This window comes from Roseovarius aestuarii, assembly GCF_019966515.1.
Lineage (GTDB): Bacteria > Pseudomonadota > Alphaproteobacteria > Rhodobacterales > Rhodobacteraceae > Roseovarius > Roseovarius aestuarii.
Map to the genome: position 1 here is coordinate 262,948 of NZ_JAIMIB010000002.1, position 20,804 is coordinate 283,751.

General features: G+C 58.5%; 22 protein-coding genes. 9 read left to right on the top strand and 13 right to left on the bottom strand.

Annotated elements, in window-relative coordinates; all coding sequences use genetic code 11:
- Positions 1–304 precede the first annotated feature (304 nt).
- Both LC334_RS04445 and uvrA read left to right on the top strand, forming a co-directional pair.
- The gene (locus LC334_RS04445) at positions 305–904 is read left to right on the top strand and encodes an outer membrane protein (protein ID WP_085799035.1); all 600 of its coding nucleotides are present in this window, start codon (positions 305–307) and stop codon (positions 902–904) included.
- A 165-nt stretch (positions 905–1,069) separates the two neighbouring features.
- On the top strand, positions 1,070–3,928 hold the full coding sequence (gene uvrA / locus LC334_RS04450; RefSeq protein ID WP_085799036.1) for an excinuclease ABC subunit UvrA: 2,859 nt from the start codon (positions 1,070–1,072) through the stop codon (positions 3,926–3,928).
- Positions 3,929–3,985: 57 nt separating this feature from the next.
- On the opposite strand, the gene infC is transcribed toward uvrA, so the two are convergent.
- A complete protein-coding gene (gene infC / locus LC334_RS04455) occupies positions 3,986–4,540 on the bottom strand; it encodes a translation initiation factor IF-3 (RefSeq protein WP_317850390.1) in 555 nt (184 codons plus the stop codon).
- 193 nt (positions 4,541–4,733) lie between these two features.
- On the opposite strand from infC, the gene LC334_RS04460 reads away from it, so the two are divergent.
- The gene (locus LC334_RS04460; RefSeq protein WP_085799038.1) at positions 4,734–5,477 is read left to right on the top strand and encodes a hypothetical protein; all 744 of its coding nucleotides are present in this window, start codon (positions 4,734–4,736) and stop codon (positions 5,475–5,477) included.
- A 74-nt stretch (positions 5,478–5,551) separates the two neighbouring features.
- On the opposite strand, the gene LC334_RS04465 is transcribed toward LC334_RS04460, so the two are convergent.
- The 6 genes from LC334_RS04465 to cobA all read right to left on the bottom strand — a co-directional run bounded on the left by LC334_RS04465 (position 5,552) and on the right by cobA (position 10,367).
- Positions 5,552–6,400: a ferredoxin--NADP reductase gene (locus LC334_RS04465; protein ID WP_085799039.1), complete on the bottom strand. Its 849-nt coding sequence runs from the start codon at positions 6,398–6,400 to the stop codon at positions 5,552–5,554.
- Between the two features lie 68 nt (positions 6,401–6,468).
- Positions 6,469–6,873: a DUF934 domain-containing protein gene (locus tag LC334_RS04470; protein WP_085799040.1), complete on the bottom strand. Its 405-nt coding sequence runs from the start codon at positions 6,871–6,873 to the stop codon at positions 6,469–6,471.
- Entirely contained in the window at positions 6,870–7,604 is a 735-nt protein-coding gene (locus LC334_RS04475; RefSeq protein ID WP_085799041.1) for a phosphoadenylyl-sulfate reductase, read from the bottom strand. Before LC334_RS04475 ends, LC334_RS04470 begins: the two co-directional genes overlap by 4 nt.
- Positions 7,591–9,258 carry a nitrite/sulfite reductase gene (locus tag LC334_RS04480; protein WP_085799042.1) on the bottom strand — a complete coding sequence of 556 codons (1,668 nt, stop codon included), beginning with the start codon at positions 9,256–9,258 and terminating at the stop codon, positions 7,591–7,593. Before LC334_RS04480 ends, LC334_RS04475 begins: the two co-directional genes overlap by 14 nt.
- On the bottom strand, positions 9,251–9,559 hold the full coding sequence (locus LC334_RS04485; protein ID WP_085799043.1) for a DUF2849 domain-containing protein: 309 nt from the start codon (positions 9,557–9,559) through the stop codon (positions 9,251–9,253). Before LC334_RS04485 ends, LC334_RS04480 begins: the two co-directional genes overlap by 8 nt.
- Position 9,560: 1 nt before the next feature.
- A complete protein-coding gene (gene cobA, locus LC334_RS04490; RefSeq protein WP_085799044.1) occupies positions 9,561–10,367 on the bottom strand; it encodes a uroporphyrinogen-III C-methyltransferase in 807 nt (268 codons plus the stop codon).
- Between the two features lie 142 nt (positions 10,368–10,509).
- Here cobA and LC334_RS04495 point away from each other — a divergent pair, with 142 nt between their 5' ends.
- Both LC334_RS04495 and LC334_RS04500 read left to right on the top strand, forming a co-directional pair.
- The gene (locus LC334_RS04495; protein WP_085799045.1) at positions 10,510–10,971 is read left to right on the top strand and encodes an Lrp/AsnC family transcriptional regulator; all 462 of its coding nucleotides are present in this window, start codon (positions 10,510–10,512) and stop codon (positions 10,969–10,971) included.
- Between the two features lie 187 nt (positions 10,972–11,158).
- Complete coding sequence (locus LC334_RS04500) at positions 11,159–12,457, top strand: acyltransferase family protein (RefSeq protein ID WP_223412879.1); 1,299 nt, start codon at positions 11,159–11,161, stop codon at positions 12,455–12,457.
- 55 nt (positions 12,458–12,512) lie between these two features.
- On the opposite strand, the gene tpiA is transcribed toward LC334_RS04500, so the two are convergent.
- On the bottom strand, positions 12,513–13,265 hold the full coding sequence (tpiA, locus tag LC334_RS04505) for a triose-phosphate isomerase (protein ID WP_085799047.1): 753 nt from the start codon (positions 13,263–13,265) through the stop codon (positions 12,513–12,515).
- A 124-nt stretch (positions 13,266–13,389) separates the two neighbouring features.
- Between tpiA and LC334_RS04510 the strand changes: the two genes are divergently transcribed.
- Positions 13,390–14,310: an isopenicillin N synthase family dioxygenase gene (locus LC334_RS04510; RefSeq protein ID WP_085799048.1), complete on the top strand. Its 921-nt coding sequence runs from the start codon at positions 13,390–13,392 to the stop codon at positions 14,308–14,310.
- 12 nt (positions 14,311–14,322) lie between these two features.
- Here LC334_RS04510 and LC334_RS04515 read toward each other — a convergent pair whose 3' ends face one another.
- Together LC334_RS04515 and LC334_RS04520 are read right to left on the bottom strand one after the other, a co-directional pair.
- Positions 14,323–14,673 carry a HesB/IscA family protein gene (locus tag LC334_RS04515; RefSeq protein ID WP_085799049.1) on the bottom strand — a complete coding sequence of 117 codons (351 nt, stop codon included), beginning with the start codon at positions 14,671–14,673 and terminating at the stop codon, positions 14,323–14,325.
- A gap of 28 nt (positions 14,674–14,701) precedes the next feature.
- Positions 14,702–15,064, bottom strand: a complete 363-nt coding sequence (locus LC334_RS04520) for an SUF system Fe-S cluster assembly protein (protein ID WP_085799050.1) — start codon at positions 15,062–15,064, stop codon at positions 14,702–14,704.
- Positions 15,065–15,236: 172 nt separating this feature from the next.
- On the opposite strand from LC334_RS04520, the gene LC334_RS04525 reads away from it, so the two are divergent.
- Both LC334_RS04525 and LC334_RS04530 read left to right on the top strand, forming a co-directional pair.
- A complete protein-coding gene (locus LC334_RS04525; RefSeq protein WP_244900030.1) occupies positions 15,237–15,518 on the top strand; it encodes an ArsR/SmtB family transcription factor in 282 nt (93 codons plus the stop codon).
- Positions 15,519–15,627: 109 nt separating this feature from the next.
- Entirely contained in the window at positions 15,628–16,803 is a 1,176-nt protein-coding gene (locus LC334_RS04530) for an oxidoreductase (RefSeq protein ID WP_223412887.1), read from the top strand.
- 9 nt (positions 16,804–16,812) lie between these two features.
- Here LC334_RS04530 and rimK read toward each other — a convergent pair whose 3' ends face one another.
- The 3 genes from rimK to LC334_RS04545 all read right to left on the bottom strand — a co-directional run bounded on the left by rimK (position 16,813) and on the right by LC334_RS04545 (position 19,472).
- The gene (gene rimK, locus LC334_RS04535; RefSeq protein WP_085799052.1) at positions 16,813–18,222 is read right to left on the bottom strand and encodes a 30S ribosomal protein S6--L-glutamate ligase; all 1,410 of its coding nucleotides are present in this window, start codon (positions 18,220–18,222) and stop codon (positions 16,813–16,815) included.
- Positions 18,223–18,303: 81 nt separating this feature from the next.
- Positions 18,304–18,582, bottom strand: coding sequence for an NfeD family protein (locus LC334_RS04540; RefSeq protein ID WP_085799053.1), 279 nt, complete (start codon positions 18,580–18,582; stop codon positions 18,304–18,306).
- Positions 18,582–19,472 (bottom strand): SPFH domain-containing protein, encoded by an 891-nt coding sequence (locus LC334_RS04545; RefSeq protein ID WP_085799054.1) that lies wholly within the window; start codon positions 19,470–19,472, stop codon positions 18,582–18,584. The genes LC334_RS04540 and LC334_RS04545 overlap by 1 nt, the downstream gene beginning before the upstream one ends.
- A 123-nt stretch (positions 19,473–19,595) precedes the next feature.
- Between LC334_RS04545 and tgt the strand changes: the two genes are divergently transcribed.
- Positions 19,596–20,726 (top strand): tRNA guanosine(34) transglycosylase Tgt, encoded by a 1,131-nt coding sequence (tgt, locus tag LC334_RS04550; protein ID WP_085799055.1) that lies wholly within the window; start codon positions 19,596–19,598, stop codon positions 20,724–20,726.
- Positions 20,727–20,804 lie beyond the last annotated feature (78 nt).

The window sequence follows — 20,804 nt, forward strand, 5'->3', positions numbered from 1 at the left end:
GTTGCGGGGGGCGGTCTTGTCGAGATTAAATCAGTTCGGAGTTGGCTTGACGCCGCCGTTCGAGTTCATCGTCAGCGCTGAGCCAAGGCCGTATTCCGCCGCGCGCGGCTTTGTATCAATGTCTGCTCATGGCCAGACATTAGTTTGATAACGTACATCTGACATTGGACCATTCAAAAACCCGAACACTGTTTGAGCAGGCTGGTGCGATAAACAGTATGTTAACCAAAACGAAACGCATCCTTTACCAGAATCGGATAGTCTGGATGCGGTTGGTGGGGCCGATTCCTTCTGGAGGCGCCCGATGTATGTTACCAAGCATAGTTGTTCTCTGGTTTTCGTGATCATGATGTCTGCGATGCCGCTTCGTGCTCAGGTGTGGGACGGGGTCTATGTTGGCGTTCACCTGGGCGCTGTCACCGCAGATTTTTCCAATCAACTGGCGGCCACGCCAGGTCCTTCAGGGTCTGACACCAGTGGCGTCGGCGGCTTTCAGTTTGGATATAACTGGCAAAGCGGCAATTCTGTCGTCGGGGCCGAAGCGGATGTGTCGTTGACCGACATCAGCGACCGCTTCACAACCGGTGTATTTGAAGAGGATGTGATGACATCCTTGCGCCTTCGTGTTGGTCGAACCCACGGGGAAACATTGATTTTCGGATCTTTGGGCGTCGCCTGGGTGGAACAGCACAGCACGGTCGCAGGTAGTGGCAGCAGCACCGATTTTGAGCCGGGTCTGATGCTGGGTGCAGGGGCGGAACGGTTCTTGTGGGAAAATATCAGCGGGCGGGTCGAAGCCTACTATGTCGATGCCCCGACCGAGCTGCGTAACATTGGCCCCACACCTACGGCGGACGGCTCCGAGAATGTGATTTTCCGTGCCGGACTCAGCCTGCACTTCTGACTGCGAAGCTATTTCCTGACATTTCCCGTCAGCAGGCGTCCGCTACCGGCAATGATGCGCTCCGATGTCCCGTGGATTGTCTGTGTGTTCATATATTGTTCGCATTTTTGACTTGGAAGAATCCCCCGCCTCAACTATCTGTAGTCCACTGATACGGGGGAGCAGATGGCCGATCTCAAGAAAATCGAGGTACGCGGCGCGCGCGAGCACAATCTTGCATCGATCGACGTGGATATTCCGCGTGACGAACTGGTCGTGATCACCGGACTGTCGGGCTCGGGCAAGTCCAGTCTCGCCTTTGATACGATCTATGCCGAAGGCCAGCGCCGCTATGTGGAATCGCTCTCGGCCTATGCCCGCCAGTTCCTTAACATGATGGAAAAACCCGACGTCGATCATATTAGCGGTCTGAGCCCGGCGATTTCCATCGAGCAGAAAACCACGTCGAAGAACCCGCGCTCGACCGTTGGTACCGTGACCGAGATCTACGACTACATGCGGCTCTTGTTCGCCCGCGTCGGCACGCCCTATTCCCCGGCCACCGGCAAACCGATCGAAGCACAGCAGGTGCAGGATATGGTCGACCGGGTGATGGCGATGGAGGAGGGGCTGCGCGCCTATCTTCTCGCCCCCATCGTGCGCGACCGCAAAGGCGAATACCGCAAGGAATTTCTCGAACTGCGCAAGCAGGGCTTTCAGCGCGTCAAGGTCGATGGCGAATTCCACGATCTGGATGAGCCGCCCACGCTCGACAAGAAATTCCGCCACGATATCGACGTGGTGGTGGACCGGCTGGTGGTGAAATCCGGGCTGGAAACCCGTCTCGCCGACAGTTTCCGCACCGCGCTTGATCTGGCCGACGGCATCGCGGTGATGGAAACCGCCCCGAAAGAGGGCGACCCCGACCGCATCACCTTCAGCGAAAATTTCGCCTGCCCGGTCAGCGGCTTCACCATCCCCGAGATCGAACCGCGCTTGTTTTCCTTCAACGCGCCCTTCGGGGCCTGCCCGGAATGTGACGGCCTCGGCGCGGAGCTTTTCTTCGACGAACGCCTCGTCGTTCCCGACCAGAACCTGAAAATCTACGACGGCGCGCTGGCCCCCTGGCGCAAGGGCAAATCGCCCTATTTCCTGCAAACCATCGAGGCCATCGCCAAACATTACGAATTCGACAAGAACACCAAATGGAAAGACCTCGCGCCGCACATCCAGCAGGTTTTCCTCTATGGTTCCGGCGAGGAGGAAATCCAGTTTCGCTACGATGAAGGTGGCCGCGTTTATCAGGTCTCGCGCGTGTTCGAAGGCGTCATTCCCAACATGGAACGCCGCTACCGCGAAACCGACAGCAACTGGATTCGGGAGGAATTCGAGCGCTATCAGAACAACCGCCCCTGCGGCGCGTGCGGCGGTTTCCGCCTGCGCGAAGAGGCACTTGCCGTCAAGATTGCCGGCCTGCATGTGGGTGAAGTGGTGCAGATGTCGATCCGCGAGGCGTTCGACTGGTGTCAGACCGTCCCCGAACACCTGACCAAGCAAAAGAACGAGATCGCCCACGCCATCCTCAAGGAAATCCGCGAACGCCTTGGGTTCCTGAACAATGTCGGCCTCGAATATCTGACGCTTTCCCGCAATGCCGGAACGCTTTCGGGCGGCGAAAGCCAGCGCATCCGGCTCGCCAGCCAGATCGGTTCCGGCCTCACCGGCGTGCTTTACGTGCTCGATGAACCCTCCATCGGATTGCACCAGCGCGACAATGGCCGCCTGTTGGAAACGCTAAAAAATCTGCGTGATCAGGGCAATACCGTCATTGTGGTCGAACATGATGAAGAGGCGATCAGAACCGCCGATTACGTGTTTGACATTGGCCCCGGCGCCGGCGTGCATGGTGGCCGCGTGGTCAGCCACGGCACACCCGATCACATCGCCGCCGATCCGGCCTCGATTACCGGGCAATACCTGTCCGGCCAGCGCGAGATCGAGTTTTCCAGCGACCGGCGCAAGGGCAACGGTAAAAAACTCAAGGTTGTCAAGGCGACAGGCAACAATCTCAAGGAGGTCACTGCGGAATTTCCGCTGGGAAAATTCGTCTGCGTCACCGGGGTGTCCGGCGGCGGCAAATCGACCCTGACCATCGAAACCCTGTTCAAAACCGCCTCGATGCGCCTCAACGGCGCCCGTCAGACACCCGCGCCCTGCGAGACCATCAAGGGGCTGGAGCATCTCGACAAGGTGATCGACATCGACCAGCGCCCCATCGGCCGCACTCCGCGATCAAACCCGGCCACCTATACCGGTGCTTTCACGCCGATCCGCGACTGGTTCGCCGGTCTGCCCGAATCCAAGGCGCGCGGCTACAAGCCCGGGCGTTTCAGCTTCAACGTCAAGGGCGGGCGCTGCGAGGCCTGTCAGGGCGACGGGCTGATCAAGATCGAGATGCATTTCCTGCCCGACGTCTATGTCACCTGCGAGACCTGCCAGGGCAAGCGCTATAACCGCGAAACGCTTGAGATCACCTTCAAGGGAAAATCCATCGCCGATGTGCTGGACATGACGGTCGAGGACGCGCAGGAGTTTTTCAAGGCGGTGCCCTCGATCCGCGAGAAGATGGATGCGCTCAGCCGCGTCGGGCTGGGCTATATCAAGGTCGGCCAGCAGGCGACCACCCTCTCGGGCGGTGAGGCGCAGCGGGTGAAGCTGTCCAAGGAATTGGCGAAACGCTCCACCGGGCGCACGCTCTATATCCTCGACGAACCCACGACGGGCCTGCATTTCGAGGACGTGAAGAAACTCCTGCAGGTTCTGCATGAGCTTGTTGAAACCGGCAATACGGTGATCGTGATCGAGCATAATCTCGATGTGGTCAAAACCGCGGACTGGATCATCGATATCGGTCCCGAAGGCGGCGATGGCGGTGGGCAAATCGTTGCAACCGGCACACCGGAGGCTGTGTCAGAAGTGCCCGCCAGCCATACGGGCCGTTACCTCAAGGACATGCTGGCGGCGCGCAAGGTCGCGGCCGAATAGAAAAGACGGACGCATCGGCCCGCCTTTCAAGTAACCTGTAAATCACTTTAGTTGCGCTTACCGCGCGACCGGGCCGATCACCATGATCATCTGACGCCCTTCCATCTTGGGCATATGCTCGACCTTACCGATCTCTTTGGTATCTTCGGCCACACGTTCCAGCAACTCGCGCCCCAGTTCCTGATGCGCCATTTCGCGGCCACGGAAACGCAGGGTAATCTTTACCTTGTCGCCGTTTTCCAGGAATTTGGTGACGTTGCGCATTTTGACGTCATAGTCATGCGTGTCGGTGTTGGGCCGGAATTTGATTTCCTTGACCTCAATGACCTTCTGCTTTTTGCGGGCCTCGGATTCACGCTTTTGCTGTTCGTATTTGTACTTGCCGTAATCCATGATCTTGCAGACCGGTGGATTGGCATTTGGGGAAATCTCAACCAGATCAAGCCCGGCTTCTTCAGCCATACCAAGGGCTTGCTCGGGTGACACCACACCGACATTGTCGCCATCTGCGCCGATCAGGCGGATTTCCGTGCTGCGGATATTTTCGTTGACGCGGGGTCCGGTGTCGCGCGTAGGTGGCGCGTTGTGGGGTCTACGAGCTATGGTTTTGATCCTTCAATAGCATTCTGTCTGAGGCTGCAAACTATCCGCGCCCGCCGGGTGATTCAAGCGCCAAAATCGGCTGATCTGAGCCGAAATCGTTCACATTCCCCCTTGTGCCTTTCCATTTCCGACTGCATCTGATGAATCGCAGTTAATGAGGTCCGCAATTTTGCGAAGGGCCTGAAAATAAAGAGGAACCTTGATGAGAAATCTAATTTGGATAGTTATTGCCGCGGCCGTATTGGTCGGTGGCTACATGCTGTTTACCGGTAAATCGGTAGATGAGATCACCGATTCCATGAGTGGCGACACAACCGTGTCGGATGCGGTCGAGAGCACCACCGAAGCAGCCGAAGAAGCGGCGGATGCCGTAGGTGAGGCGGCAGATACTGCTGCAGATACGGCGCAGGAAGCTGTCGATTCGACCGTCGATGCGGTATCCGATGTTGTCGATGGTGCCGCTGATGCGGCCAGCGATGCGGTGGATGGCGCAGCCAATCTGGCCGAAGGCGCGGCAGATACCGCGACTGAAGCTGCCGACGAGGCGATGGACACCGCCGCCGAGGCCGCCGAAACCGCCGCAGACGCGGCGTCTGATGCCGTGGACAGCGTGACCGGAACCGCCGAAGAGGCTGCGGATACTGCAACCGAAGCCGCTGACGCTGCGAGCGACGCCGCTGCCGAGACTGCTGAAGAGGCAACCGATGCCGCCGCTGATACGGCGAACGAAGCAGCCGACGCAACGGCAGATGCCGCAAGTGACGCGACTGATGCCCTGACAGTCGAAAACTTCGATCTCGATAAGGTCAACGAGATGATCCAGAACTCTGATCTTGCCGATCTCACCAAAAGCATGTTGCAGGAGACTGTCGCGGCCGCCAAGGATAGTCCAGACGCACTGGAAACAGCGCTTGCGACCATCCGACAGGCGCTCGGCATGGAATAGCCCCATACGGCTTTAAAAAAAGAAACCCGCGTCGGTTATCCGGCGCGGGTTTTTTAATGGGTCGGGTGTGACCTTCAGTCCAGGAACGCTTTTTCGACCACGTATTCTTTGGGCGCAGAATTGGCGCCTTCGCGCAATCCGTAGCCTTCCAGCATCTCTTTCAATTCCAGATTGAAAGCCAGATTGCCGCAGACCATGGCCCGGTCGTTTTCGGGGCTGAGCGGTGCCACGCCGAGATCGGTAAACGCCTCGCCCGAGCGCATCAGGTCGGTGATCCGGCCCATCTTGGGGCTGGTCTCACGCGTGGTGGTTGGGTAATAGCGCAGTTTTTTCAGGTTTTCTTCGCCGATCAGTTCCTGCAGCAGCTCGTCCTTGCGGATGCTTTCAATCAGCTCGGCGCCATAGGTCAGCTCACCCACTTCACGGCAGGTATGGGTGATGATGACCTCATCGTAATCCTCATAGGTCTGCGGGTCGCGCAGCAGCGAGGCGAAAGGCGCAAAGCCGGTACCTGTGGCAAAGAACCAGATGCGTTTTCCCGGCAGCAGCGCGTCATGCACCAGCGTGCCCACGGGTTTTGGGCGCAGGATGATCTCGTCACCGGGCTGGATGTGCTGCAAACGGCTGGTCAACGGGCCGTCCTGAACCTTGATCGAATAGAACTCCAGCTCTTCATCCCACGAGGGCGAGGCGATGGAATAGGCCCGCAGCAGCGGTTTTTGCTTGCCGGTCTTGGGATCGGGATCGCCCATCAGGCCGATCATCACAAACTCGCCCGAGCGGAAGCGCAGGCTGGCAGGCCGGGTCACCCGGAAGGAAAACAGCCGGTCCGTCCAGTGTTTCACCTGCGTCACGGTCTGCGCGTCGGGCAGGGTGGGGACTTTAACAGCCTTGGCTTCGGTCACGTTGATAATCTCGTTCATTACGCATCGCCGGCTCTTTAACCGGCACCTTTCATTAGTCGTGTAAACAAATCAGGGGAAGGCGGCAATCAGCCGCGCAGGCGGGCCTGATAATTGTGCGCTTGCCAGTCGGCACGCGACAGCCACTGATCTTCGGGCTGCCGGGCGGCCAGCTCGTCGCTGATTTCGACCTCGTCAAACCCGGCGCGCCGGGCCATGGCGTATTGGTCGGCGATCACATGGCCCCGCGCCCGCAGGCGACCCTTATAACCCATCAGCCGCAACTGGCGTGCGATGGTAAAGCCGCGGCCGTCGGCAAAGCTGGGGAAATCCACCCGGATCATCTCGATCTCGGGCAGGCGGCCCAGCAATTCGTTGGGATCGGCACTGGAGGGCAGGTCAACGCCGTGGCCATCGCGCAGATAGTCAAACGCGGTGATGGGGGTGGTCCAGGTATCGGGGCCAAAGCCCTCGTCGTTTACGATAACGGTCATGCGTGTTCTCCTTTTCGGATCATTTTGCCGTTTACAAAGTGGATGCCACATTCGGTTTTGTCAGTGTCGCGCCAGCGACCGGCACGGGGATTTTCGCCGGGCATGACGGGTGAGGTGCAAGGCATGCAGCCGATGGAGGGGTACCCCTTGGCCACCAGCGGGTGACGCGGCAAGTTATTTTCCTCGATATAGGTGCGGACATCCTCGGGCGCCCAATGGGCCAGCGGGTTGACCTTGATCCGGTGCGTGCCCTCCTCAACCTCGAATAGTTCGAGCGCCGTGCGGGTGTTGCCCTGATAACGTTTGCGGCCGGTGATCCAGCCATCAAAACTGTGCAATGCCGCCTGCAGGGGCAGGGTTTTGCGCAGATTGCAGCAGGCGTCAGGATCGCTTTTGTGCAGATCGTTCTTTGGATCCTGCATCCACAGGCTGTTCTGCGACGCGTGCAGAATGCGCAGATCGGTCAGGCCCAGACGCTCGGCCACATCCTGCTGGTAGACCAGCGTTTCGGTGAACAGAAGCTCGGTGTCGATGAAAATCACCGGCGTATCCCGCTTGAGGACCGACACCATGTGCAACAGCACAACAGATTCCGCCCCGAAGCTGGAAACCAGCGCCAGCTTACCAGCATATGGGTCTTTGAGCGCCTGGTGCATCACGGAAGTCGCCGAATGATGGCGATACCGTTCGTTCAGCGCCCTGACCCGTTCGGTCAGGTCATTCTGCGGCATAGGCCTTGTCCTGTTCATAAAGGGCCACCTTGAACGGGTCGAGGCCGACACGGGCATAGGTCTGGGCGAAGGTTTCGTCCGCATCGGCGCGCAGGTCGAGATAGGCGTAAACGATCCGCTCGATTGCGGGCAGGATGTCATCCGCCGAGAACCCGGGGCCGGTGCGATCGCCGACGCGGGCGTTTTCGGTCGCGTCACCGCCGAGGGTAATCTGGTAGTTTTCCACCCCTGCGCGGTCCAGCCCCAGGATGCCGATATGGCCAACATGGTGATGCCCGCAGGCGTTGATGCAGCCCGAGATCTTGATTTTCAGATCGCCGATCTCATGCTCCAGTTTTAACTCGTCGAACCGCGTGGCAATTTCCTGCGCAATCGGGATCGACCGGGCGGTCGCCAACGCACAGTAATCCATGCCGGGACAGGCGATGATATCGCTAATCAGACCGATATTGGCGGTTGCCAGCCCGTGCTTTTTCAGCACCGCGTGGATCACCGGCAGGTCGGATTTATGCACATGCGGCAGGATCACGTTCTGCTCATGACTGATGCGTAGCTGATCGTGCCCATATTTCTGAGCCAGATCAGCCATCACGCGCATCTGTTCGGAACTCGCGTCACCGGGTGTCGCGCCATGCGCCTTGAGGCTGATCTGCACGATCGCATAACCTTCTGCACGATGCTCGGCCAGGTTGGTATCGGCCCAGGACCGGAAGATCGGGTCGTGCTTATAGGCGGTCTCGAACTCGGCTACTGGCGCGTCGCGGAACTCGGGCGCTGCAAAGGCTGCCTTGATCTCTGCAAACAGTTGCTGATCGATACCCGAGAAGCTGGGGCGGATCATCTTGAAAATTCGCTCAACCCGCTCTCGGATCTCATCGATACCGTGCTCGTGCACGGTGATCTTGATGCGCGCCTTGTACTTGTTGTCACGACGGCCCAGCAGGTTCCAGACGCTGACCGTGGCTTCAAGATAAGGCAGCAGGTCTTCTTCGGGCAGGAAGTCGCGCAGCACCTTGCCGATCATCGGGGTACGGCCAAGGCCACCACCGACGATGATGCGATAGCCGATCTCGCCGTCCTGTTCGACGATCTGGATGCCGATATCATGTGCCTTGATCACCGCACGGTCGTTCGGGCTGCCGGTAACCGCGATTTTGAATTTGCGCGGCAGGAACTGGAACTCCGGATGGTCGGTGGACCATTGCCGGATCAGTTCGGCCACGGGGCGCGGATCGGCAATCTCATCGGCAGCGGCGCCAGCGAAATGGTCGGCGGTCACGTTGCGGATGGTATTGCCGCTGGTCTGGATTGCATGCATCTCGACCTCGGCCAGCGCGTCCAGCATATCTGGCACATCGCTCAGCTTGGGCCAATTATACTGGATGTTCTGACGGGTGGTGAAATGGCCATAACCCTTGTCCCACTTGTCAGCGATATCCGCCAGTTTGTGCATCTTGGCGCTGTCGAGCGTGCCATAAGGGATGGCGACACGCAGCATATAAGCATGCAGTTGCAGGTAGAGACCATTCATCAGGCGCAGGGGCTTGAACTCATCCTCGGTCAGCGCACCAGAGATACGGCGTTCCACCTGGGCGCGGAACTGCCTGTTGCGCTCTGCCACGAAGGCCGTATCGAATTCGTTGTAGTTATACATTGTTCAGCTCCGCTTTTTTGCCGTGGTTGTAGTTCGAGGGGCCGGTGCGGCGAAAATCCTCGCGGAAATGGGTGGGTTCGGGGCCGTTTTCGCTTAGTGCGACATCGGCCAGATATGCACCAACGACCAGTTCGGGCTGACCTTCGGCCTGCAGCAGGCGCAGCCCGGCATGGTCTTCCTCGGTCATTACCTCGGCCTCGCTCAGCCGGCGGGTCCAGGTGTCATCAGTGGTCAGGTAAACCACATCGCCTTCGATCAGGGCGTTGGCGGTCACGACTTTGGGGGTGAATTCACGGGGCATGTCAGGCAAGCTCCTGTTGCGAAAAATCAATGAGGGTGGTCCGGACTGCGCGCGGAGCGAGCCCGTAAAACATGAGTGCGGGGCCGTCAAAACCGGCGGCTCCCAGGTCGACGGGCAGGGCATCCAGCGTTGTCGCCAGAATGCGCTGATCTGGGCGGCTGGCATTTTCAACCACCGTCACCGGCGTCGCGCGGTCAGCGCCGTGCATGATCAGGCGGCCCTGAATGAAACGGGCGGATTTCTTGCCCATATAGATCGCCGCAACCTCACCGGGACGCGCCAGCGCGACCCAGTCATGATCAGCGAAGCCTTTCATGTCGTGACCGGTCAGCAGCCGGACTGAGGCGTTGCGTCCGCGTTTTGTCAGGCTCTGGCCGATGGCCGCGACACTGGCTGATGCGGCGGTGATGCCGGGAATAACGCTCCAGCTGATATCAGCGGCTTTGACGGCCTCGATCTCTTCATCAAGGCGGCCAAAGACAGTTGGATCGCCACCTTTGAGACGAACGACGCGCGCGCCCGCAATCGCATGTTCGACGATCAGCGCATTGATATCGTCCTGATGTGCCGACGGACCGAAGCCTTTCTTGCCAACATTGATCAACACGGCTTGGGCACCGGTCAGTTCAAGAACTTCGTCGCTGACCAGACGGTCATGGATCACGATATCCGATGCCGCCAGCGCGTTTGCGGCTTTGAGCGTCAGCAGTTCCGGGTCGCCGGGACCCGCGCCAACAAACGTAACAGAACCCACGCCGTAGGACGGAGGTGGCGTATCTGCGTTCGTTTTGTTTCCGGGCCGTTTCATCAGGATATTTCCAGAAGCGATTGACTAGTCCTTATATAGGAAATATTCCCGGTATTGCGCCAGATGGAGCGCTGAATAAGGACGTATGTTCTTTGAGCTTCGCCTGTGTTAAGCTTTGTTCCGAAAATGAGGAAAATGCAGAATGTCGATCCGTATAGATGATCTAGACCGAAAAATCCTTGTGCAGTTGCAGCAGGATGCCGGTCGGTCGTTGGATGATATTGCCAAGCTGGTGGGGAGTTCAAAGACACCTGTCTGGAATCGGATTCGCAAAATGCGCGAGGCCGGCGTGATCAAGCAGCAGACTTTGTTGCTGGACGCAGACGCCCTTGGGTTCGAGGCCTGTTTTTTCGTGCTGATCCGCACATCGGAACATGATGCGGGCTGGCAGAAAACCTTTTTAAAGGCGCTGCGTGATCGACCGGAAGTGCAGGAAGCGCACCGGTTGGCGGGGGATATCGACTATATCCTCAAGGTGCGCGTGGCCAATGCACGCGCCTACGATGCTTTCTATCAGGCGCTGATTTCCGAGGTTAAGGTGCACAACGTGACGGCGCTTTTGTCGATGGAAGAAATCAAATCGACGACAATGCTACCGCTCTGAAGGGTCGCAGCGATCGACGCGACCTTTGGGAGACGCCTGCGAACCGACACCCGTACCTTAGAGTAAAATTCTCGACCTGGATTAATCGCGCTGCTAGCGTGGCGCGAACAAAAATCGCTTGTCCGGTCAATGGCACAAGCATCCTGGATTGAGTAAGAGCATGAATAATTCCGCAACATCCGAAACCATGCCGAAAGGTTTGATGGCCGCCGCACGATGGGCTGCCGAACGGACACCTGAGAACCGCAACCGTGCTGTCGATTTCTATCGCGCCGTTGCGATCATGTTCGTCGTGCTGGGCCACTGGTTGCTGGTGGCCGCAGTGATGCGCAATGGCAAAGTTGACTTGGCAATCCTTCTGGCCGAACAGCGCTGGACGCAATATGCCACCTGGCTCTTTCAGGTGATGCCGGTGTTCTTCTTCGTCGGTGGGTTTTCCAACAGTCTCTCGTGGGCGTCCGCGCAACGCGATGCGGAAAAAACACGGGTCTGGGCCGCGACGCGCCTGACGCGCCTGTTGAAGCCGACGGTGCCACTGGTGCTGGTTTGGGCAGTTCTTGCATTCATTGCGCACAAAATTGGCGTTTCGCCCGATCTGATCGCGGCGGCGTCGCAGGCGGCGCTGGTGCCGATCTGGTTCCTTGCGGTCTACATCATGATAACGATGGTTGTACCAGTAACCGCTGCTCTTTGGGATCGTATTGGCATTGTGTCAGTGGTCTTGCTGGCCTTGGGTGCGATCGCGGTCGACACGATTGCCTTCCGTTATGATCAGCAATGGCTGCGCTGGTCAAATTACGGGTTTGTCTGGCTTGCGGTACATCAGTTCGGATATTGGTGGCGCGTAACGGCGCGGCCAAAGACCTGGGCACTGGCGCTGATCGCACTGGGTGTTGTGTGGCTTTACGTGTTGATCGCGCAGCTGGGCTTTCCGGTCGGGATGGTCAGCGTTCCGGGCGAAGAGATATCAAATACGCGGCCGCCAACCACCGCGATGCTGGCGATTGGCTCAACGCAGATCGGTTTGATTATTCTGCTGACAGAGCCGGTGTCGAAATGGCTGAAAAACACGCGGCCTTGGGCGTGGGTTATCATGCTGAATCAAATGATTATGTCGGTCTATTTGTGGCACATCACTGCAATGATCGGCGTGATCGGTGTTGCCGTCTGGGCTGGTGGCGTTGGTCTTGAACTGGCGCCGGGAAGTGGGCTCTGGTGGGCTTTGCGGCCGATCTGGGTGGGGTTATATGTGTTGCTGCTAATCCCGCTGGTTTTGATTTTCCTGCGGTTCGAGGCGGGAAGCCGCGCGGTAAGCGAGAAATTGCCCGGACCCTTGCAAGCCCTTTTGGGTGCGCTGGTCACCTGTGCCGGTCTGGTGATGATGGCGCTGAGCGGTATTGGCGCGGACAATCCGCTGGGTGTGAACTGGATTGCGGTCGGGCTAGTTGTCGCGGGCGTCGGTCTAGCGACGCGGAGGATCTGGTAACACCGTCGTGGCGCAGGTTCGACGCGCGCTGCCGCGGTGTCTTTGCAAAAAAACGTTAGGCGCTTTCTTCCAGCGCATTGATGATCGGTGAGAAATCGCTCTGCTTTAGGCTCGCACCGCCCACAAGTGCGCCGTCGACATTGTCCGTGGCAAAGATCTCGGCAGCGTTTCCGGGTTTGACCGAACCGCCATAGAGCAGGGGGATGCCATCGCCGATCTCGGGGCCGAAACGGGCGATCAGGCTTTGCCGGATGAAGTCATGCACCTCATCGATCTGCTCGACCGTGGGTGTCAGGCCGGTGCCGATGGCCCAGATCGGTTCATAAGCGATCACCGTGTTCCCGGCGTTGGTAGCATCGGGGATCGAACTGGCCAGTTGGCCGGCGATGATATCAAGCGTGTTGGCGGCCTCGCGTTCTGCCAGGCTTTCACCCATGCAGATCACCGCGATCAGATTTGCCGCATGGGCAGCGCGCGCTTTTGCGCGGACGAGATCACTGGACTCTTCATGGTTTTCACGCCGTTCCGAATGACCAAGGATCACATGGCTGGCCCCGGCATCGGCCAGCATCGCAGCCGAGATGTCGCCGGTATGGGCACCTGAAACTTCCGCATGGCAATCTTGCCCGCCAATGCTGATCGCCGAGCCTTCCGCCAGTATCGCCGCTTCGCGCAGCAGGGTGGCAGGCGGACATATGAGGATATTGACGGATGGATCGGCATGTGCCGAAATCACCGCCTGTAGTTCCAAGAGCGCGGCGCGCGTGCCGTTCATCTTCCAGTTTCCGGCGGCGAGCTTGCGTCTCATCTATATGAACCTTCGGTAAGAACTATTGAGCGTTTTTTCGCGAAGCGATGCCTTAAGTCAAGTCAGAGTTGCAATCACTGCCCTGTGGGATAGAAGGCCAATTATTGGAAAATGGAGGTTTGTCATGATCCCCGAAATTGACCTGGTCCTGCTTCAGGAGAAACAAGAGAGTGAAATTGATAAATTGCGGCAAGGTATTGAAGATGTTGGATTTATAACCTTAAGGAATACATCCATTTCGCGGCGGGAGGTTGAAGATGTGCTTGCAGCATATCGCTGCTTTTTTCGCTTGCCGGACGCGTTGAAAGAGCATGTCGACATGGCCCTTTCAGGGTCAAATCGCGGGTGGGGGGCGTCCGGGTCCGAACAGGTCGATCCTGCCGCAAATCCGGATTACAAGCAGGTGTTTGACTGTGGTTTCGAGTTGCCCGACGATGATCCGCTTAGGCGGTCGGGGCTGGGCGTCTACGCGCCCAATCTGTGGCCCGAAAACATGCCCGGATTTCGGGAAGAGATTGTCAAATACTATGGCAAGGCGATGGATGTCTCAAAGCAGATCCTGCGCGAAATCGCAGCCCAGATCGGGCAGAACAGCAGTTACTTTGATGATAAATTCGATCGCCCGATGGCTTTGTTGCGCGGGAATTATTATCCGCAGCGCCCTGAATGGGCCGGGGACAAGGATTTCGGCATCGCCACACATACGGATTATGGATGTCTGACCTTGCTCGCGACGGACGGCACGCCGGGGCTGGAGGTGCGCAGGCGTGGCGGCGGTTGGATTCCCGTCTCGGCAGAACCGGGCGTGTTCATCGTGAACTTTGGCGAGATGCTGCAGATGTGGACCGGCGGCAAGGTGCGGGCAACGCCGCATCGGGTGAAAGGCACGGATCAGGAGCGCGTGTCGATCCCGATGTTCTTTAATCCCAATTACGACACCAACGTGGCGGCTGAAGGGTCAGGTGAAAACGTGCTGGCCGGAGAGCATTTAAGCAAGCGTTACGATGAAACCTATATCCACCTGAAAACGCTGGAACCTCAATAGGCTGCCATCAGGCTACATACCCTCGAACTTGATGGATTCGCCGCAGCCGCAAGCCTCGGTGACGTTTGGGTTGTTGAACTTGAAGCCAGATTCGAGCAGCGAAACCTCGTAATCGATCTGGGTGCCAAAGAGAAACATCTGAGCCATCGGCGCGATCATGATCCGGGCACCGTCCTGTTCGACCACCTCATCATGGGGGTCAACCTGGGCCACATACTCCATGGTGTATTCCATCCCCGCGCAACCGCCCTTTTTCACGCCGATACGCAGCCCCTGATGGTGGTCTTTTGCCATCAGTTTCGCGATTTGCGCGGCGGCGGCGTCGGTCATTGTGACGGCCTGTTTTCCGGGGGTGCCAAACATTAGCTTCGCCTTACATTCCTTTGAATAACTACATGAAACCCAGCTCAAGCCGGGCCTCATCGCTCATCATGTCCATGCCCCAGGGCGGCTCCCATGTCAGCTCCACATCGACCTGTTTCACACCGGCCAAGGGCTCGACTGCTTCGGCGACCCAGCCCGGCATCTCACCCGCGACCGGACAGCCAGGCGCAGTCAGGGTCATGATGATTCTGACGACATTTTCACCATCAATTTCAATGGTATAGATCAGGCCAAGATCGTAGATGTTAACCGGTATCTCGGGGTCGTAGACCGAGCGACATGCCTCGACAACCTGATCATAAAGTGGGTGATCAGTGCTTGAGGGCGCAATCAGGGGCGCGCCTTCGAGAGGTTCTGGGCTGTGGGTCATCCGAAAATCCTGTGGTTATCCTGAGCAAACATATAGGGATTATCCTGCACCGCGTCCAGAGGTTGCGACCCGCGACAAAATGTGCGCGCCCAAGAACGTGGCTTTGCGCTTGACATATAATCTGGATATCGAGATATACCGATATATGAACCTGGAGCAATCTATATCGTCCTTGAACAACCCTGTGCGGCGCAGGATTCTGGAATGGCTCAAAGACCGCTCCAACTTTCCGCCCGCACTGCCCGAGCATGCTGATCTGGACGGGGTCTGCGTCGGTTATATTCAGGAGAAGGCGAAACTATCTCAATCCACGATCTCAACCTATATGGGGCTTCTCAGGGAGGCGGGGTTCGTGGTGGCTGAACGGCACGGGCAATGGACATTCTATCGCCGTGATGAGGAAAACATCCGCGCGTTTCTGGATGCGGTCGAAAGCGAGCTGTTGAAACCATAGGTCAAGGCAAATACAGGCCGGGCAGCGTTGGCTTGCCTCGATATACCGAAATATCGAAATATTACGATGGAGGCTATCTGTGACAAATCAAACGCAAGGTTCAAATGATGTGCTCGCCCGCCCGTTGGAACTGCCCTGTGGCGTGAGCCTCAAGAACAGATTGATTAAATCGCCCATGTCGGATTCGCTCGGTGATGGTCAGGGAAACCCCACCGAGTCGCAGATCAGGCTCTATGAAAGATGGGCAGAAGGCGGCGTGGCGCTATCGCTGATTGGAGAGGTGCAGGGCGATCATCGCTATCCCGAGAAACCCGGCAATTTGGTGCTCGGGCCGGGTGCGAATTGGCCAGCGATGCAGGCATTGGCACGCCGGGGATCAGCAAATGGCACACATGTATGGCCGCAGCTTGGTCATGCCGGCGCTTTATCTCATGCGCCGATCAGTGACCCCAGAGGGCCGTCGGCACTGGATGTCGAAGGGCTGAAATGCGACGGCATGTCAGTTGATGAAATTCTCGAGCTGCCCGGCATCTACGCGAGAACCGCGAAGCTTGCCAAGGATGCAGGGTTCGGGGGTGTTCAGATCCATGCAGGCCACGGGTTTTTGTTCAGTCAGTTTCTTTCACCACTCTTTAATCGTCGAACCGATGCCTACGGCGCTACAATCGACGGGCGGTTCCGCATCATTCGCGAGGTTATCGACGCCGTAAGGCAGGCGGTTGGCCCGGCATTCCCGATCGGCATCAGGATCAACGCGACAGACAAGCTTGAAGGCGGCCTGACCGAAGAAGATGCGCTGTCGGTGATACGCCTTTTGGACCAGACATTAGTTGATCTGATTGACATAAGTGGCGGCACGTATTTTCCGGGCGCCGCCGCCAGCTCGGACGGTATAGCGACATCGGTGCCGTATTTCATTGAACTTGCAAGACGCGCCAAAGAGGTGACAGGCATCCCGGTCGTTGCAACCGGTGGATATGAGACCAGGGATCAGGCCCGGGATGCGGTCGAAAACGGCTTTGTCGATGCGGCTAGTCTGGCCCGGGCGATGGTGCTTGAGCCAGGTCTTGCGAATAGCTGGCTGACTGGAGACGGTGGTGATCCCGATTTTCCTGTATTCGATGCGCCGCCACGCGGAGGCGTGACGGCATGGTATTCAATGCGACTGACAGCGCTTGGAGAAGACGATGAGGCGCAGTTTGATCTGACCCCCGCGCAGGCTGTCGACGCCTATGAGGCACGGGACGCACAACGCTGCATCACATGGCAAGAGCGGTTCGGCTGAGGCAGGTTGTCAGGCTTTCGCGCTTGCTTTGCGCCGGCGGATCGGGGTGGGGCGCACACGCGCCTCGATCATTTCGTAGAGGTTGCCAACGATGTTCTTGCCGGTCGAGTTTTCGATCCCCTCGAACCCCGGTGACGAATTAACCTCGAGCACTTTCGGCCCTGCCTCGGAACGCAGGAGGTCAACGCCGGCCTTGTTCAGGTCAAAAACCCTCGCCGCGCGGATCGCGGTTTCGCGTTCCACTTTGGATATCTTGACCGATTTGGCGGAGCCGCCGCGATGCAGGTTAGATCGGAAATCACCTTCAGCCCCGGTGCGTTTCATCGCGGCCACGACCTTGCCGCCAATTACGAGGCAGCGGATGTCCTCTCCGGCGGCTTCCTTGACAAAATCCTGCACCAGAAAATTGGCCTTGAGCCCGCGGAAAGCGTCAATGACCGACTCGGCCGCTTTTCTGGTTTCCGCCAGCACCACGCCCTTGCCTTGTGTCGATTCCAGCAGCTTGACGATCAGCGGCGCGGTGCCAACAAGACCAATAATATTGCCGGTATCGCGAGGCGAGGCGGCAAAGGCGGTGTTGGGCATGCCGATCTTGGCGCGCGCCATCAGCTGATGGGCATAAAGCTTGTCGCGGCTGGCGGTGATGCCCGCGCTGCCGTTGACGCAATAGGTGCCGATGGTTTCAAACTGGCGGATGATCGCGGCGCCATAGGGGGTGATTGATGCGCCGATGCGCGGGATCACAGCGTCAAACCGGGGCAGGCGCTTGCCGTCATAATGCACTTCGGGCGCCATCGCGTTGATCGCCATGTAGCAACGGGTGGTATTGATGACCTCGACCGTGTGGCCGCGTTTTTCGCCCTCTTCCACCAGTCGGCGGGTGGAATAATTATCCTCGCGCGACAGCACGGCAATGCGCAGCGAGCGTTTCGGAGCGGACTGCCGCATCTTGGCGGTGTGGTAGACGTCGTAGCTGAGTTCCGGTTGCTGAAACCGCTCGGTTGCCACAATCGAAATGTTATCCTTGAGTGCGGTACGACCCAGCAGCATCCGGCTGGTCATGTTGGCCCTGTTTGTCAGGGTAATTTCGATGGGCCAGTGCTGGCCGCTGACCTCGAGCGACGAGGAGATCACGTAGCGCAGCTCCTTGTCGCCGTTCGATGAGGTGACCTCGCGCCGGTCAACGATTTCGGCCGAGCAAGGGATGACCAGATCGTCACGCCCGGGGATCGGATGCACCGTGAACCGCACCTTGGGCTTGGCACTGGAGCCGAAGGTTTCGATGTCGAACGCATGCAGGGCCGAGGTGCGCGCGCCGGTATCAACCTTGGCTCTGAGTGCGGGCACGCCCAGATCAGGCAGGCTGATCCACTCCTCCCAGCCGAATTGCAATGTGGGCTGGGGGGTGTCGTCGGTCATGGGGGGTCCTCTCGTGAATGCACGCGGCCGCGTGTATCCGGCATCATCGCGATTGCGGCGCGTGGGTTCAAGAGGGATCGGTCAGTCGTTGATGTCTTGATCGAACCGACGAGCAGCACCGTCTTCGCGGCGGAAGAGGGTGCGCAGGGCGCCCCAGGCCACCAGAGACAGAACGGCGAAGATTGCCATGAGCGCGGGCAGGCCGGGGCTGAACGGGGTGAGCAGCATCAACCCCACCAGAACGGCCCCGATACAAAAGCCAAGGAACATGAAGCCCGGCGCCAGCACCTCGAGAATGGCTAGGATAAGCGCGGCGGCCAGCCAGACCCACCAGAGCGACCACAGAGCCATATCAACCATTATGTTTTCCCTTTCAGCATGTTGAAGGCGTTGCCAAAGGCTTCAAGCGCGTTGGCGGGCACCACGATGGTCGATGAGGACGGGCTGTTGCCCATGGCATTGAGGGCCTCAACCTGTTTCAGCGCCACCTGATACTGCGCCGCCTCTAGCCCGTTTTCTGCGATGGCCGCGGCAACGACGCTCGTCGCATAGGCCTCGGCATCGGCCTGGACACGGCGCGCCTTGGCGGATTGTTCGGCGGCGTAAAGCTCGGCATCGGCGTTCAGCTCGACCGATCGTTTCTGGCCTTCGGCCTCGGTCACCTGCGCGCGGCGGGCACGTTCCGCGTTAAGCTGTTGCAGCATGGCATCCCGCGTCGCCTGATCGAGGTTCACATCGAGGATTTCCGCCCGCGTAACCTCGATACCCCAGTTGTCGACCGCATCTTCGACCAGCTCCTTGATGGTGGCGATCAATTCATTCCGGTTCGACTGCACCTCGTCGAGGTCCATCTTACCGATCTCTGCCCGGACGATTCCGGCCACGGTGGTGGCAATGGCGGCATCGACATCGCGGATCCGGTAGACCGTCTTTTCCGGCTCGGTGATACGGTAGAAGACCGAGGTTTCGACCTGCACCAGTACGTTATCCTTGGTGATCGCGTCCTGACTGGCAGTGGGCAGTTGCCGTTCCAGAATGGAAATCCGGTGGGCGACCTTGTCCAGAAACGGCACGATCATGTTGATGCCGGGTTTCAGAACCGCGTGCAGGCGACCAAAGCGTTCAACGACGAATTGCTCGGATTGCGGCACGATCTTGACGGCCCGCAGGATGACGATGATCAGCAATACGGCCAGTAGCACATAAAGCAGGTTCGATGAGAGCAGGCTCAGGATTTGGTCTTCGGTCATTCAGTTCCCTCGTGATAATTCCGTTTTGGTATACTACGGTATACATATGGGGATCGAGCATCTGTTTTACAAGATATGGTAACTGGGATTAAGGAAGGGAAAAAGCGAATAAGGCCTTTGGGTATGGTGAAAAAATTTCAGTTTGAGCTTCTGGCAACAGATGGAGCGGCGCGACACGGGCTGATATCAACCCCGCGCGGCGACATCCGCACGCCGGCCTTCATGCCGGTGGGCACGGCGGCGACGGTCAAGGCGATGATGCCGGAATCGGTGCGTGACACCGGGGCGGATATTCTGCTGGGTAATACCTATCACCTGATGTTGCGCCCCGGGGCCGAGCGGATTGACCGTCTGGGCGGGTTGCACCGGTTCATGAACTGGGCGCGGCCGATCCTGACCGATAGTGGTGGGTTTCAGGTGATGAGCCTTGCCGGGCTGAGGAAGCTGACCGAGGCTGGCGTGACCTTCAAATCGCATATCGACGGGTCGAAACACGAGTTGACGCCGGAACGCTCAATGGAAATCCAGCGGCTGTTGGGCAGCAATATCGTGATGTGTTTCGACGAGTGTCCCGCTTTGCCTGCCAGCGACGAGGCTGTTGCGGAAAGCATGCGGCTGAGCATGCGATGGGCGGCCCGGTCGAAAGAAGCGTTTGGCGACAGGCCGGGGCACGCACTTTTTGGCATCATGCAGGGAGGCGTCACGCCCGAGCTGCGCGAGGAAAGCGCGGCAGCGCTGCGTGACATCGGGTTTGACGGTTATGCCATCGGCGGGCTGGCCGTGGGCGAGGGGCAGGAGGCGATGTTCGGCGTGCTGGATTATGCCTGCGGTTTTCTGCCCGAAGATCGCCCGCGCTACCTGATGGGCGTGGGCAAGCCCGATGATATTGTCGGCGCGGTGAAGCGCGGCGTGGATATGATGGATTGCGTTTTGCCATCACGCTCGGGCCGCACCGGGCAGGTTTTTACCCGGCGCGGCGTGGTCAATATCAAGAATGCGCGCCATTCGGAGGATCCGCGGCCATTGGACGAGCAGTGCCGCTGTCCTGCTTGCCGCAACTATTCGCGCGCCTATCTGCACCATGTGTTTCGTGCGCAGGAGATGATCAGCGGTATGCTGCTGACCTGGCATAATCTGCAGTATTATCAGGATCTGATGGCGGGGATGCGCGACGCGATCGCGGAGAAGCAGTTTGCCGCGTGGGAGGCCGCGTTCCACCAGACCCGTGTCGAGGGTGACATCGAGCCGATTTGACGTGTTTTTGGCGACAATAATGGACAGGCTTGCCGGAGCGGTTGATGGACAGGCTGGCGGTACGCCGCTCCCGCTAGT